Below are 12,986 nucleotides of genomic sequence, written 5' to 3'. Positions count from 1 at the left end.
AGTTCCAAGCGCATGAAGGCCTGGATACGGGGGCTTTCGAATCCGGCGGTCGAACGCGAACTTGGAACAGAAAAATATGTTTCACATTGTCGGCGGCCGGATGCTTTGAGGCGAGGCCTCAGTGCGACGAGCGGCCTTGCGATTGGGCGAGCCCGAGCCCGAAAATTATCCCGCCGAGCAGTGGCGTGACGGTGTCGAACAGACCGACATTGATGAATGCTTGAATGGTCAGCGTGGCCACGCATGCCGCAGCCGCCGCCGGGTAAAATGAATCGCGGCCCCGGGTCGCGGCGCCGCGCAGGAGCGCCAGCAGCGCGATCGTCGCGCCTGCGACGACGAACCATAGCATCGGTCGTCCCATCTCGATGGAGAGCTTCGCCGCCGCGGTGGCTGGTCCCCATTCGCCTGGTCCTGGATTCGCCGATTGATAGATCGGCAGCAAAGCGGCGAAGGCGCCGGCCCCATCGCCGAGAAAAGGCGCATCCGCCAAAGCGCGCTGGGTCAACTCCAGTGAGGTCGGGTCCTTTCGAACAAAAGCCAATCTCAGATCCGAGCTGTTGCCAGCTGCGCCGCTTACGAGGGCGAGAGCGATGACGCTCGCGGTTACGCCGATCGCGGCGGCGCCCCATCTGCCGAGATCGAACCGGCGAACGAGGATGACCGCGCAAAATATCAGAAGCCCGCAACTCGCCGAAAACAGAAGCGATCCGGAGCGCGCCGACGCAACAGCGGTCGCGCATATGACGAAAGCAGCGAAGGCGGAGAGCGTGGCGACCTGAAATTTCGATCGACTATAGCCGGGTCTGGCGTGGCCGGTTTCGTGACGCTCAAATACCAGCATGAGGCATGCGGCCGAAAAAATGACCCCGAGGCTCGCAGAGTCGAGCGCTTCGTCACGGGCAGCCGCGGAGCCGACCCCAAAAATCTCGTAAAGCGCGGCGGCCGAAGCGATGAGCACCGAAGCGGCGGTCAAACCGACCAAGACCGATTCGGCGCGCTGGCGATTTATCGTGGCCGCAATCGCCAGCAAAATGACGCCGACCAGCGACAGGTAGCGCGCGAGGGCCATGGCTGTCGCGCCGACGTCGACGCTGACGTGTCCGCTCACCCCATGAGGAAATCCGCCGGCGACGCTCGCCCAAACAGGATGCGCCAAATCGGAAATTCTAGACCACGGAGGGGTAGAGGATAAGGGCAGCGGCAGCAGCTGAAGCAACATCCAACTCGCTGGAATAAGCGCGGCGATCGCAAAGGGTTTCGCGATCTTGCCGAAACGCGCGGCCTCCGCGGCGGGGAGCTTGATCGAGGTCAGAATGAGGCCGACCGCAGCCAGAAAAGGAACGAAGGACGGAAGAATTCTCCCGTCCAAGATAAGGATCGCCGGACAAAGGGCGATAACGCCGAGAAGGGCGCCGAGCGCGATGAACATGTCAGCCGCCTGTCGAATCAGAGTGCAGAAAAAGCGCCGCCTTAATTTTTCAAATCATCGCGCGATTGGATCGAACGAATTGCGTTCGACCACAGGCCGCATCGCCACCTAATGTTGCACGCGACGCGCGCATGGCGGCGCGCGGCTGGCACGCGCGACAAAAATCAATATTGCTCATACGAGCGGCGACGGTCGAGAGCAATTGCGCCGAGGAAAAAAAGCCGGAGCGCTTTGTCCGCGTCTCGACCGCTTGGACCTCAGGTCGCGGCGAGCTCGGCTTTCTTTTCTTGCAGGAACCAGCGGTAGACTTCGGCGACGCCGTCTTCGAGGTTTGTTCTTGCTCGCCAGCCGAGCGCGGCGAGGCGGCTCGAGTCCATGAGCTTGCGTGGCGTGCCGTCCGGCTTGCTTGTGTCGAAGATGAGCTCGCCCTCGAAGCCGACGACGCGGCCGATCGTCTTGGCGAGTTCGCGAATGGTCACATCGGACCCTGCGCCGCAATTGATGGGCTCGTCTCCGTCGTAATGATCCATCAGGAAAACCACGCCGTCGGCGAGATCGTCGACATAGAGAAACTCGCGCAGGGGCGTCCCCGTGCCCCAAACGACGACCTCGCGCCGTCCGCTTTCTTTCGCCTCGTGAAATTTGCGGATCAGCGCCGGAAGGACGTGGCTCGACGCGAGATCGAAATTATCGTTCCGGCCGTAAAGATTGCAAGGCATGACCGAGATGTAGCGCCGGCCAAATTGCTTGCGATAGGCTTGGCAGAGCTTGATCCCGGCGATCTTGGCGATCGCATACCATTCATTAGTCGGCTCGAGCGGGCCGGTGAGAAGCGCTTCTTCCTTGATCGGCTGAGGCGCGAATTTCGGATAGATGCAGGAGGAGCCCAGGAAGACGAGCCTTTCGACTCCGGCCTCATGCGCCGCATGGATGATGTTCGTCTCGATGACGAGGTTGTCGTAAAGAAAATCCGCCGGATAGGAATCATTGGCGAGAATGCCGCCGACTTTGGCCGCGGCAAGGATGACGACGTCCGGAGCGGCTTTCGCCACCCAGGCGTGAACCGCCTCCTGCCGGCGCAAGTCGAGTTCGCCGCGTCCGACGGTCAGCACGTCGGCGTCTTCGGAGGCGAGTCGGCGCAAGATCGCCGAGCCGACCATGCCCCGATGGCCGGCCACCCAGATGCGGCGCCGGCGAGGGGGCTTGGGAGAGGATTGGGTCATGGCTCCCCCTCAAATCCGGCCGCGGGCTTTCATCACGATCAGGTCGCTGGCGACCATGTCGGCGACGAGCTGCGGGAATGAGGTCTTGTGTTTCCAGCCGAGCTTTTCAAACGCTTTCGTTGGGTCGCCCAGGAGCAAATCGACCTCGGTTGGACGAAAATAGCGGGGATCGATCTCGACGAGGCTCTTCCCGCTCTTCTTGTCGAGGCCGCGCTCTTCCACGCCGGCGCCTTTCCAGACGATCTCAACGCCGGTCTCGGCGAAGGCGCGTTCGACGAATTCACGAACCGTATGGGTCTCTCCGGTGGCCAGGACATAATCGTCGGCCTCCGGCTGTTGCAGGATGCGCCACATGCCTTCGACATAATCGCGGGCGTTGCCCCAGTCGCGCTTGGCGTCGAGATTGCCGAGATAGATTTTGTCCTGGAAGCCTAGATGGATTGCCGCCACCGCGCGGGTGATTTTGCGCGTGACGAAAGTCTCTGCCCGCGTCGGTCCCTCGTGATTGAACAGGATGCCGTTCGACGCGTGCATCCCATAGGCTTCGCGATAATTGACCGTGATCCAATAGGCGTAGAGCTTGGCGGCGGCGTAGGGCGAGCGCGGGTAGAAAGGAGTCGTCTCGCTCTGCGGGATCGCCTGGACCTTGCCGTAAAGTTCCGACGTCGAGGCCTGGTAAAAGCGGCTCTTGCCGCCGAGATTAAGGATGCGGATCGCCTCGAGAATGCGGAGCGTGCCGAGCGCGTCGGAATTGGCCGTGTATTCGGGCGTCTCGAAGCTCACCTGGACGTGGCTTTGCGCGGCGAGATTGTAGATCTCGTCTGGCTGCACTTCCTGGATGATGCGGATCAAATTCGTCGAATCGGTCAGATCGCCATAATGCAGGAAGAAATTGAGGTTCTCTTCATGCGGGTCATGGTAAAGATGATCGATCCGATCCGTGTTGATGAGCGACGAGCGCCGCTTCACGCCATGTACGATGTAATCCTTCGACAGAAGGAGCTCCGCCAGCAGAGCGCCATCCTGGCCGGTGACGCCGGTAATCAAGGCGACTTTCTTTGAGGTCATTCGCGAAAAGAACCTTTATGCGCTGCGAGGGACTTGCGGAGGAGACCGCGATTGGCGTGATGCGCAGCCTATAACAGATAAGCCTTGTGCTGGCCAGATCTTCCCGCTGCGTTGCAACAAATCGGGCGACCTTTAAATCTCGCGTTGCGGCGTCGTGGAGCCGGGTTCCTTTGGCGTTTCGAGCGCCGCGCCGGATCTCCAGCGACGATCGCGATCGGCGTGAATCAAACCCATGCGGAAGGCGATGCCGCTGCGTCGGTCAAGTCGTCGGCCTGCGCTTCGGCGACCGAGAGCGCCGTCATGTTGACGACGCCTCGAGTCGTCGTCGACGCCGTCAGGATATGCGCCGGCTTCGCCGCGCCGATGAGGATTGGGCCGACGGGCAGGGCGTCGGCCATGGCCATGGTCATCGTGTAGGCGATATTGGCCGAGTCGAGATTAGGCATGATGAGGACATTCGCCTCTCCGCGCAGGCGCGACGAAGGCAGGATTCGATCGCGCAGCGCTTCCGAGAGCGCGACGTCGGCCTGCATTTCTCCATCGACCTCAAGGTCCGGCGCGCGTTCGCGCAGGATCGCGAGCGCCGACCGCATCTTGACGGCCGATGGGGCGTCGTCCGACCCAAAATTCGAATGCGACACGAGGGCGATCTTCGGCTCCAGGCCGAACCGCCGCACATGGCGCGCGCACATCAAGGAGAGTTCGGCGATCTCCGCAGCGGAAGGTTCGCGCCGCACTTGCGTGTCGGCGAGAAAAAACGCGCCCTTATTGGTGATCATCAGGCTCATTGCGGAAAAATCGGTGGCGCCGGGAATGAGCCCGATCACGTCTTTGATGTGACGCAGCCGGGATTTGAACCGGCCGTCGAGCCCGCAAAGCATGGCGTCGGCGTCGCCACGCCTCACCGCGATCGCCGCGATGACGGTCGCATTGGTCCGCACTAAGGTGCGCGCCGCATCAGGTGTGACGCCGCGCCGGCCGGCGCATTCGAGATAGGTCGTGACATAATCACGGTAGCGCGGGTCGTCGTTCGGATCGATGAGCTCGAAATCGCGTCCCGCCCGTACCGACAGCCCGAAACGCGCGAGCCGGGTTTCGATGACTTGCGGGCGCCCGACGAGGATTGGATGGGCCAATCCTTCCTCGACGATCGTCTGGACGGCGCGGAGCACGCGCTCGTCCTCGCCCTCGGCGTAAATGACGCGCTTGGGAGCGGCCTTGGCGGCCTGCATCAGCGGCTTCATGAGGAAGCCGGAGCGGAACACGAAGCGCGACAGGCTCTCCTCATAGGCGGAAAAATCGGCGATGGGCTTTTTGGCGACGCCGCTTTCCATCGCCGCGCGCGCCACGGCGGGCGCGATGCGCAGGATCAGGCGCGGATCGAAGGGCGACGGAATGAGGCTGTCCTTGCCATAGCGGCGCACCTCGCCGCCATAGGCCTTGGCGACGACGTCGGAGGGCGGTTCATGCGCCAATTGGGCGATCGCCCGCACCGCGGCGAGCTTCATCGCTTCGTTGATGGTCGAGGCGGCGACGTCCAACGCGCCGCGAAAGAGATAGGGAAAGCACAGGACGTTATTGACTTGGTTTGGATAATCTGAGCGACCGGTGCAGATCATGGCGTCCGGCCGCGCCGCATGGGCTGCTTCCGGCTCGATTTCGGGCGTCGGATTGGCGAGCGCCATGACGAGCGGCCGTTCGGCCATCTCCTCGACCATTTCGGGCTTCAGCACGCCGCCGGCCGAAAGCCCGAGAAATATGTCCGCGCCGCCGATGACGTCGGCGAGCCGGCGCGCATTGGTGTCGCGCGCGTAAGTCTCCATGCGCGCGTTCATCGCGGCCGTGCGGCCCCTATAGACGACGCCTTCGATGTCGGTGACGAAGATATTCTCGCGCTGCGCGCCGAGCTCGACGAGAAAATCGAGGCAGGCGAGCGCCGCCGCGCCGGCGCCCGAACTCACGATCTTGGCGGACTCGAGCGATTTCCCAGTCAGTTCCATGGCGTTGAGAACGGCCGCCGCGACGATGATCGCGGTGCCGTGCTGATCGTCGTGAAAGACTGGGATGGACATGCGCTCGCGCAAGCGGCGCTCGACCTCGAAACATTCCGGCGCCTTGATGTCCTCCAGATTGATTCCGCCGAAGCTCGGCTCCAGCGCCGCGATCATATCGACGAGCCGGTCGATGTCGGTCTCGGCGATCTCAATGTCGAAAACGTCGATCCCCGCGAATTTCTTGAACAGGACCGCCTTGCCTTCCATGACCGGCTTGGCGGCGAGAGGTCCGATATTGCCGAGGCCGAGAACGGCCGTGCCATTGGTCACGACGGCGACGAGATTTTGCCGGATCGTAAGCTCCGCGGCGGCGGCTGGGTCGGCGACGATCGCAAGGCAGGCGGCCGCCACGCCCGGCGAATAAGCGAGCGACAGATCATGCTGCGTGCTGAGCGGCTTCGTCGCCTGGATCTCAAGCTTACCCGGGCGCGGCGTTTGGTGATAATAAAGCGCGCTTGCCGTCAGGTCAGGCGTAGTCGATTCGGGCATGGACGAGCATCTCTTGCGGAGGGAAGTGTTGGACCCGAATACGCGGGCGCGTCGCCCATGTCCATCAGCGCCCCTCTGTGCGGCTAGGCGCGGCGAAGTCTCGCCCAGCGCTGCGGCCCAGGTTGGGCCGCAGACCGGCGAGAGCATCTAGGCGGTGCGGGCGGATAAAGCAGTCTTCAAACGCAGGGAGCGTTCATGGTCGCGGACAGCGTGAGCCGCCTCGAAATCGCGGGCGACGTCGCGAGCCTCAGGGCGAAGGTGGCGGAATGGCGCCGGCTAGGCGAAACCGTCGCGCTGGCCCCGACCATGGGCGCGCTTCATGACGGGCATATTTCGCTCGTCGCCCAGGCCAAAAAGCTGGCCCATCGGGTCGTGATGTCGATATTCGTCAATCCAACGCAATTTGCGCCGACGGAAGATTTCAGCGCCTATCCGCGCATGGTCGAAGCCGACGCGGCCAAATTTGCCGCGGCGGAGGGCGACCTGCTGTTCCTTCCTTCGGCCGCTGAAGTCTATCCAGCGGGTTTCGCCTCTCAGATCATCACTGCGGGTCCCGCCGCCGCGGGTCTCGAGGACCGCTTCCGACCGACGCATTTCGCCGGCGTGGCGACGGTCGTCGCAAAACTGCTCAATCAGTGCCGCCCCGATGTCGCGGTCTTCGGCGAGAAGGATTATCAGCAGCTGAAAGTCGTGACGCAAATGGCGCGCGATCTCGATTTCGAGACACAAATTTTCGGCGCGCCGACGGTCCGGGAGGCGGACGGCTTGGCGCTGTCGTCGCGCAATGTCTATTTGTCGGCCGATGAACGGCGCGCCGCGCCGGCGCTTTACCGCGCGCTTATGGCCTGCGCGGCCGAAATTCGCGCGGGCGCAAGCATAGAGGCGGCGCTTGTCGCCGCGCGGGAGGCGCTCGCTTCTGCGGGTTTCGCCGCCGATTATGTCGAGGCGAGGCACGCCGAAACGTTATCTCCCATAAGTTTGCGCGCCAATGGTCCGATCCGGCTTCTCGCCGCGGCTCGGCTCGGCAAGACGCGGCTCATCGACAATATTGCCGTTTAGGCGTTTGCTGCTTCAATTGGGCGCCGCCGCGGCGCGCCTTTCGGGCAGATCGAATTAAACTGAGACGGATGGGGTCGCTCTTTGCGGGGCCGCCGCCGCAAAGCGCCGCGCGATCTTTGCCGGGGCGGCGGATCGCAGAAGTCGGAAGGCCTCGCCATGAGTTCGAACGTCGCGCGAAACGGATTCTTCTCGATCTTGCTCCAATGGCTCGTGATCTTGACGGGCCTGGTTCTTCTTGGGTCCGGTTGGATTCTCCATTATAGGCCGCCGCCTGCCGCTCCTCCCTATTTGAGCGGTCTACATATGTCATTGGGCCTGACGCTGGCGGCGCTGATCGTCATTTCGATCTCGTTGCGCATTGCCGTCAAGCCGTCGTCCGAAGCGGCTGAATTGCAAAGCCGGCGACTCCAATTGGAGATGGCGCTTTGCATCCTGACAATTCTCAGCCTTGTTCTCGCTCTCGTCAGCGGCGTGCTTTATGCCGCGTTTAGCGGGACGGGCTTGGTTTTCTGGGGCGTCGCGCTGCCGGTCCTGGTCGCGCCCGAGGCGACTATGGCAGAATTTTTTGGCGCGACGCATGGAGTCGCGGCTTTTGCGTCGCTCGGCGCGATTTTGGCCTATGTCGGCGTGCTGACGCTGAATTTCTTCTTCCCGCCGCGCGCCGCGGCTCCGACGCCGCCATCGCCTCCGACTCAGCCCGTAGCACAAGAGCCGCGCAGCCTTTTGCCGGACGACGCGAGGTCTCGAGTCATTGCCCGAACGACGCAAAAACTGGCCCAAGCCCTTACGATTAGCGGCTGGATCGCCTTTGGGCTGCAATTCGTGCTCGCCTTTGTTTCAGGCCTCTTATTGGCGGTTGCGACGTCCGGGCGCGCCTTCAGCCCCGGCGTGGCGAGTTTTGGCGACGCGATCTATTGGGCCGGCGACGCATTCGTGCTGCTATGTTTCGCTATTTTCTTGGATTTATATTACATACGAGCGGCAAAAAAGATTTCTCAAAAGCCGAATTCGTTTTTCCATAAGAATTATAAGATCGCCTTTTGGTTTCTTGTCGCGGGCATGTTCATCGGGCTCGCGGGAATCCTAACATCTTTTATTGGCGTTGCCATGAGCACGACCTTGCTTATCGCAAAGACAGTGTCTCAGCCTCCGGGAATAGCGATCACCGATCCGAGCAAGATTATTCGAGCGCTCGACGTATTCGTGCTTTTGGTGAATTTTTGCTTGCTCGCCGCCCATTTCATCGGCTTAGGCATTGCTTTATGGTTGACCAATCGCGCCTCAAAGGCTCTTTTCGGATATTTGGGCCACCTTGAGCGGCGTCGCGAGAATGAATAGTAGGACCGAAACGCCGAGACTGCGCCGCGCCCAGCGCGCTCAGACGATCGGGAATGGCATCTTGATCAGTGCGAAGTCTTTCGCCGCTGAAATAGAGGCTGGTCAATAAGATGACCGCCGGGGTGGAGCATATTGTTTTGGTGACTGTCCGTGGCTTCGTCCAAGGGGTGGGCTATCGCGCCTGGACGCAGCGGAACGCAGAGTCCAGAGGCGTTAGGGGATGGGTGCGCAATCGCTGGAACGGGACCGTCGAAGCGGTTTTCGCGGGCTCGGAAGAGCCGGTCGAAGCTCTGTGCAAGGCGTGCTGGCGCGGCCCGGCGCTCGCGCGCGTGGAGGCGGTCGATGTCGCCGAGCCGGACCTTGAAGCCCTGGCGGAACTCGGCGCCATGCAAGGGTTCCGTCAAATTGAAACGCGCTAGCTTTTTTTTGAACCGGCGAAAGATTCCCTTCGAGGGCAAAGCGCTCTATAGGGAATAATTCAATCGGATGCTCAGGACAGTGGAACGCTGGAGCGCGTAATCCGGCGTTCCGCCCGTTTTGGAATTCATAGGAATCAATCAGATTCATCGTTTTGGATCGGCGCGATCCAATGTCTTGGCGATCCAGGAGCAGTTCCATGCCGCGCAGCGCGATTTTCTGGGCCGGGCTCCTTCTTGTCTGCTTCAGCCTCGGAGGATGTGACAAATGCGGCCATCCGATTAAGTTGAACGCGCCGAGCGTCCCTGACGCTTGCTATGAAACCCCGCAAGATAAATGAGGGAGCGTTTTTTCAACGTCTCGGCCAAAGCGAGAGCGCTCCACCGCCTCGGCCAGAGATGGCGCGGCCGCAAGCTCGGCTGGTTCATGGAGAAAAAGCGGGAGCTCGACGATCGCGACTCGACGATGCGGATCGGCGCCTTCGGCGGCAATGACCTCATCAAGCGCGGCGTGTCGCGTTACGACCTGCGCGATCCCTACCACATCGCCATTGATTTGAGCTGGAGGGGTTTCGCGCTCGCCTTCCTCGCGCTCGATCTTTGCATCAATCTTTTCTTCGCGTCGCTCTATGTGGCCTCGCCCGGCTGCATCGCCAATGCGCGTCCGGGCTCCTTCGCGGACGCCTTTTTCTTCAGCGTCGAGACGATGGCGACGGTCGGCTATGGGGTCATGGCGCCGGCGACGCTTTACGGCCATGCGGTCTCGGCTTTGGAAATCGTCTGCGGCATGGTCTTCACCGCGATCATGACTGGCCTCCTGTTCGTTCGCTTTTCGAAGCCGCGGCCGAAGATCCTGTTCGCGGATCGGGTGGTCGTCACCACGCATAATTGCGCGCCGACCTTGATGGTGCGCATCGCCAATGGCCGCTTGACCTTGCTGACCCATGCTTCGGCCAGGCTCGGCCTTCTACTCTACGAAGAAAATGCGGAAGGGCTGACGTTCCGCCGGGTGCATGACCTCGGCTTGGCCAATGCGAGCATTCCCTTGTTTCCGTTGACCTGGACGATCATGCATGAAATCGACGAGAGCAGTCCGCTCAAGGGATATGACGCCGAGGCTCTCGCGGTGCGCGGCGCCCAGCTTTTCTTGACGGTCGAGGCGCGGGATCATGCGCTCAGCGCCTTTGTCCATGACGTTCGAATCTACAGCCACGAGGCGATTCTGTTCGGATCGCATTACGCCGACGCCATCACCTTCGACGATCGAAAGCTGCCGATCGCGGATCTCAGTCGTTTGAGCCTGCTGGAGGCGGATATTTCCCATGCCGAGTAGATTCGTTACTCGGGCGCTTCTTCGATCGGATCATATTGCTTCACGTCGAAGCCGAACATGTCGAAGGAGCGCTGCATATGGGGCGGCAGAGGGGCCGTGACGTCGAGCGTTCCGCCGCTCGGATGCGGCAGGACGAGGCGGCGCGCGAGCAGGTGCAGCTTGCGCTCGACTCCTTCCGGGATGGCGCGCAGCGGATCGCTGCGGCCCGGATCGTTCTTCGGCTTCACGCCATATTTGGGATCGCCGATGATCGGATGGCCGATCGCCTCGGCATGGGCGCGCAATTGATGCGTGCGCCCCGTCACCGGCTTCATCGACAGCCAGGCGAGCCGAGGCGCGGCCTTGTCGACGATCGCGTAATAGGTCACCGAATGCTGGGCGTCCTCGTCGCCATGGCTCGCCACGCGCATTTTCTCGAGCCGCGCGCGGGAGTCCGGTCCGCTTCGCGGCGTCCGCGCCGCGCCCATGTCCTCGCCCTTGGCTAGAAAGAGCGAGATCCGGCCCTGCGCCGGTTTCGGCACGCCTTCGACCAGAGCCCAATAGACCTTGCGGGCCTGTCGCGAGCGGAATATCGCGCCGAGATCGGCGGCGATGCGGCGCGTCTTGGCGACGAGCAAAACGCCCGATGTGTCGCGGTCGAGGCGATGCACGAGCATGGGGCGGTCGCCGCGCTCGTTCGGCATGGAGGCGAGCATCCCGTCTATATGCCGCGTCGTGCCCGATCCGCCTTGGACGGCGAGGCCGAACGACTTGTTGAGAACCAGTAGATCCTTGTCCTCGTAGAGGATCATGTCGCGCAGCGTGCGTAGATCGGCGGGCGAGGCCGCCGGCTTCAGCTCGGCCGGCGCTTCGAGCTTCAGGGGCGGGACGCGCACGCTTTGCCCCTGCGCCAGCCGCGTCGCCGTCTTCACCCGCGCGCCATCGACGCGCACCTCGCCGGTCCGCACAATCTTATTCAGATGCGATAGCGACAGGGATGGAATGCGCCGCTTGAACCAACGATCGAGGCGCATCCCTTCTTCGTCCTCATTGACTTGATAGGTTTGGACGCTCATCCCGCAGGCCTCATGAAATCCATAGTAGTCATCATTCGCATATATGGGGGACTAGGGCCTAAGGCCGGGGGTAAAATCTGCGTTCAGGGAGCCGGCGTCACGAAATCGCCGTCGCGCAAGAAGGCGCCGGCGCGCGCGACGACGGTCTCGCCTTCCGCCAGCCCTTCGCGGATCTCGGCGTTCTTGCCGTCGGCGAGACCGACGGTCACGCGCCTTGTCTCAACGCGATCGTCGCGCACCACTTGCGCAACCGCGCCCTGCGGCCCGTAGAGAATAGACGAGAGCGGGACCGACGCGCCGCAGCTCTTGCCGAGATCGATCGCCGCCGTCGCGAAGGCGCCGGGCCGAGCGTCGGACGCGTCGCGCAGCTCGATCCGCGCATGGCCGAGCTGGGTTTGCGGATCAATCTCCGGCAGGATGATCCGGACCGCGCCGACAAATTCCAGAGCGTCGAGCGTTTCGACCCGCGCCTCCTGGCCAGGCCTGACCTTGGCAAGCGCGGACTCCGGCAAGGCGACGAGAAGCTCTAGGATGCCGTCGCCAATGATTCGAAAGATCGGCTCGCCGCGGGGCGAGAGAGCCGCGCCGACCGGCGGCGCGCGATAGATCAGCGTGCCGCTCGCCGGCGCGGTCAGCGTGGCTTTGCGCGGCGCGCCCGGGGCCCAGCTCGGACGAACGAGCTCAGCCAGAGGCTGGCCGGTCTTCACCCGCGCGCCATCCTCGACCAGAACCTTGGCGAGTTGCAGACCTTCAGCCTCCGGCTGGACGAATATTTCGTCGCGCGCGAGGATGGCGCCGCTCACGCGCAAAATATCCGTGAAACAGGCGTTTCTGGCGGTGGCGACGCTCACCGTCATGCGGGCAGGAGCGGAGTCGCGCGGCAGGGCGGGGTCCGCCGAGACCGGCGCGATCAAACCCCGCGCGGCGAGAAGGAGGGCCAAGCCGGCGCGCCGGCCGCCAGGCCGGAATATGCGCGAGCCCAATCGGCTCTCGGCTTGAGCGGCCAAGGACGTTCCAATCTTGGTTTGCATGTCAGCTTGCGGCATTGTCGCCGACGTTCGATTGTCGCCGCCACCCGAGCGTCGTCAAGCGTCGACGGATTCGCGCGGCCGGCGTTGGAGGCCTCGCCCGGAATCGAACCGGGGTGCAAGGATTTGCAGTCCTCTGCGTAGCCACTCCGCCACGAGGCCTCGAAGCGCAGGGTCTAGCCCGGCGCGCCACGCCCTATAGCAAAGGAAACCATGCGCGCGCAAGAAAAGCGTCATCAAGCTGGATGGCGCGTCGGAGATGGGCGGTTTCGAGGCGCGAAGCGGCGGCGATTCCTTCTTTGCAAAGGCGCCGCAAGCTTGCTATATGGGCCTCCTTCGCGAGAGCGCGATCCCTGATAGCTCAGCTGGTAGAGCAATCGACTGTTAATCGATCGGTCGCAGGTTCGAGTCCTGCTCAGGGAGCCAGTCAGCTAAATATCCTTTATATTTCGGTAACTTAGTCGCTTTCATGCGGTTGAGGCGTTGGCCGCTTA

10 protein-coding genes and 2 tRNA genes are annotated in these 12,986 nt (G+C 62.5%); 5 read left to right on the top strand and 7 right to left on the bottom strand.

Going from position 1 to position 12,986, the window contains the following annotated elements; all coding sequences use genetic code 11:
- Nucleotides 1–118 precede the first annotated feature (118 nt).
- The 4 genes from METAC_RS0108075 to METAC_RS22860 all read right to left on the bottom strand — a co-directional run bounded on the left by METAC_RS0108075 (nucleotide 119) and on the right by METAC_RS22860 (nucleotide 6,263).
- Nucleotides 119–1,429 carry a hypothetical protein gene (locus METAC_RS0108075; RefSeq protein ID WP_026606625.1) on the bottom strand — a complete coding sequence of 437 codons (1,311 nt, stop codon included), beginning with the start codon at nucleotides 1,427–1,429 and terminating at the stop codon, nucleotides 119–121.
- 257 nt (nucleotides 1,430–1,686) lie between these two features.
- Complete coding sequence (gene fcl, locus METAC_RS0108070; RefSeq protein WP_026606624.1) at nucleotides 1,687–2,652, bottom strand: GDP-L-fucose synthase; 966 nt, start codon at nucleotides 2,650–2,652, stop codon at nucleotides 1,687–1,689.
- A gap of 9 nt (nucleotides 2,653–2,661) precedes the next feature.
- Nucleotides 2,662–3,720: a GDP-mannose 4,6-dehydratase gene (gene gmd, locus METAC_RS0108065; protein ID WP_026606623.1), complete on the bottom strand. Its 1,059-nt coding sequence runs from the start codon at nucleotides 3,718–3,720 to the stop codon at nucleotides 2,662–2,664.
- 224 nt (nucleotides 3,721–3,944) lie between these two features.
- Nucleotides 3,945–6,263, bottom strand: coding sequence for an NADP-dependent malic enzyme (locus tag METAC_RS22860; RefSeq protein WP_036255386.1), 2,319 nt, complete (start codon nucleotides 6,261–6,263; stop codon nucleotides 3,945–3,947).
- 195 nt (nucleotides 6,264–6,458) lie between these two features.
- Here METAC_RS22860 and panC point away from each other — a divergent pair, with 195 nt between their 5' ends.
- The 4 genes from panC to METAC_RS22855 all read left to right on the top strand — a co-directional run bounded on the left by panC (nucleotide 6,459) and on the right by METAC_RS22855 (nucleotide 10,409).
- The gene (gene panC / locus METAC_RS0108050) at nucleotides 6,459–7,322 is read left to right on the top strand and encodes a pantoate--beta-alanine ligase (protein WP_198017184.1); all 864 of its coding nucleotides are present in this window, start codon (nucleotides 6,459–6,461) and stop codon (nucleotides 7,320–7,322) included.
- A gap of 156 nt (nucleotides 7,323–7,478) precedes the next feature.
- On the top strand, nucleotides 7,479–8,660 hold the full coding sequence (locus tag METAC_RS0108045; RefSeq protein WP_026606621.1) for a DUF3611 family protein: 1,182 nt from the start codon (nucleotides 7,479–7,481) through the stop codon (nucleotides 8,658–8,660).
- Nucleotides 8,661–8,770: 110 nt separating this feature from the next.
- Entirely contained in the window at nucleotides 8,771–9,079 is a 309-nt protein-coding gene (locus tag METAC_RS0108040; protein ID WP_026606620.1) for an acylphosphatase, read from the top strand.
- A 334-nt stretch (nucleotides 9,080–9,413) separates the two neighbouring features.
- Complete coding sequence (locus METAC_RS22855) at nucleotides 9,414–10,409, top strand: ion channel (RefSeq protein ID WP_051335460.1); 996 nt, start codon at nucleotides 9,414–9,416, stop codon at nucleotides 10,407–10,409.
- Nucleotides 10,410–10,414: 5 nt separating this feature from the next.
- Here the strand turns inward: METAC_RS22855 and METAC_RS0108025 are convergent, their stop codons facing one another.
- The 3 genes from METAC_RS0108025 to METAC_RS0108015 all read right to left on the bottom strand — a co-directional run bounded on the left by METAC_RS0108025 (nucleotide 10,415) and on the right by METAC_RS0108015 (nucleotide 12,654).
- A complete protein-coding gene (locus METAC_RS0108025; protein ID WP_026606619.1) occupies nucleotides 10,415–11,464 on the bottom strand; it encodes an RluA family pseudouridine synthase in 1,050 nt (349 codons plus the stop codon).
- A gap of 83 nt (nucleotides 11,465–11,547) precedes the next feature.
- Complete coding sequence (locus METAC_RS0108020; RefSeq protein ID WP_084143950.1) at nucleotides 11,548–12,495, bottom strand: efflux RND transporter periplasmic adaptor subunit; 948 nt, start codon at nucleotides 12,493–12,495, stop codon at nucleotides 11,548–11,550.
- 85 nt (nucleotides 12,496–12,580) lie between these two features.
- Nucleotides 12,581–12,654 (bottom strand) — tRNA-Cys (locus METAC_RS0108015).
- 188 nt (nucleotides 12,655–12,842) lie between these two features.
- Here METAC_RS0108015 and METAC_RS0108005 point away from each other — a divergent pair.
- Nucleotides 12,843–12,918 (top strand) — tRNA-Asn (locus METAC_RS0108005).
- Nucleotides 12,919–12,986 lie beyond the last annotated feature (68 nt).

The organism is Methylocapsa acidiphila B2 (assembly GCF_000427445.1).
Classification (GTDB): domain Bacteria; phylum Pseudomonadota; class Alphaproteobacteria; order Rhizobiales; family Beijerinckiaceae; genus Methylocapsa; species Methylocapsa acidiphila.
Note: the sequence above shows the minus strand (reverse complement) of the source record. Positions and strands in the feature narration are given on the sequence as shown.

Excerpts from the sequence above, each read along its gene's own strand:
- METAC_RS0108075 (WP_026606625.1), bottom strand. The coding sequence starts at position 1,429 with ATGTTCATCGCGCTCGGCGCCCTTCTCGGCGTTATCGCCCTTTGTCCG.
- fcl (WP_026606624.1), bottom strand. The coding sequence starts at position 2,652 with ATGACCCAATCCTCTCCCAAGCCCCCTCGCCGGCGCCGCATCTGGGTG.
- gmd (WP_026606623.1), bottom strand. The coding sequence starts at position 3,720 with ATGACCTCAAAGAAAGTCGCCTTGATTACCGGCGTCACCGGCCAGGAT.
- METAC_RS22860 (WP_036255386.1), bottom strand. The coding sequence starts at position 6,263 with ATGCCCGAATCGACTACGCCTGACCTGACGGCAAGCGCGCTTTATTAT.
- panC (WP_198017184.1), top strand. The coding sequence starts at position 6,459 with ATGGTCGCGGACAGCGTGAGCCGCCTCGAAATCGCGGGCGACGTCGCG.
- METAC_RS0108045 (WP_026606621.1), top strand. The coding sequence starts at position 7,479 with ATGAGTTCGAACGTCGCGCGAAACGGATTCTTCTCGATCTTGCTCCAA.
- METAC_RS0108040 (WP_026606620.1), top strand. The coding sequence starts at position 8,771 with ATGACCGCCGGGGTGGAGCATATTGTTTTGGTGACTGTCCGTGGCTTC.
- METAC_RS22855 (WP_051335460.1), top strand. The coding sequence starts at position 9,414 with ATGAGGGAGCGTTTTTTCAACGTCTCGGCCAAAGCGAGAGCGCTCCAC.
- METAC_RS0108025 (WP_026606619.1), bottom strand. The coding sequence starts at position 11,464 with ATGAGCGTCCAAACCTATCAAGTCAATGAGGACGAAGAAGGGATGCGC.
- METAC_RS0108020 (WP_084143950.1), bottom strand. The coding sequence starts at position 12,495 with ATGCAAACCAAGATTGGAACGTCCTTGGCCGCTCAAGCCGAGAGCCGA.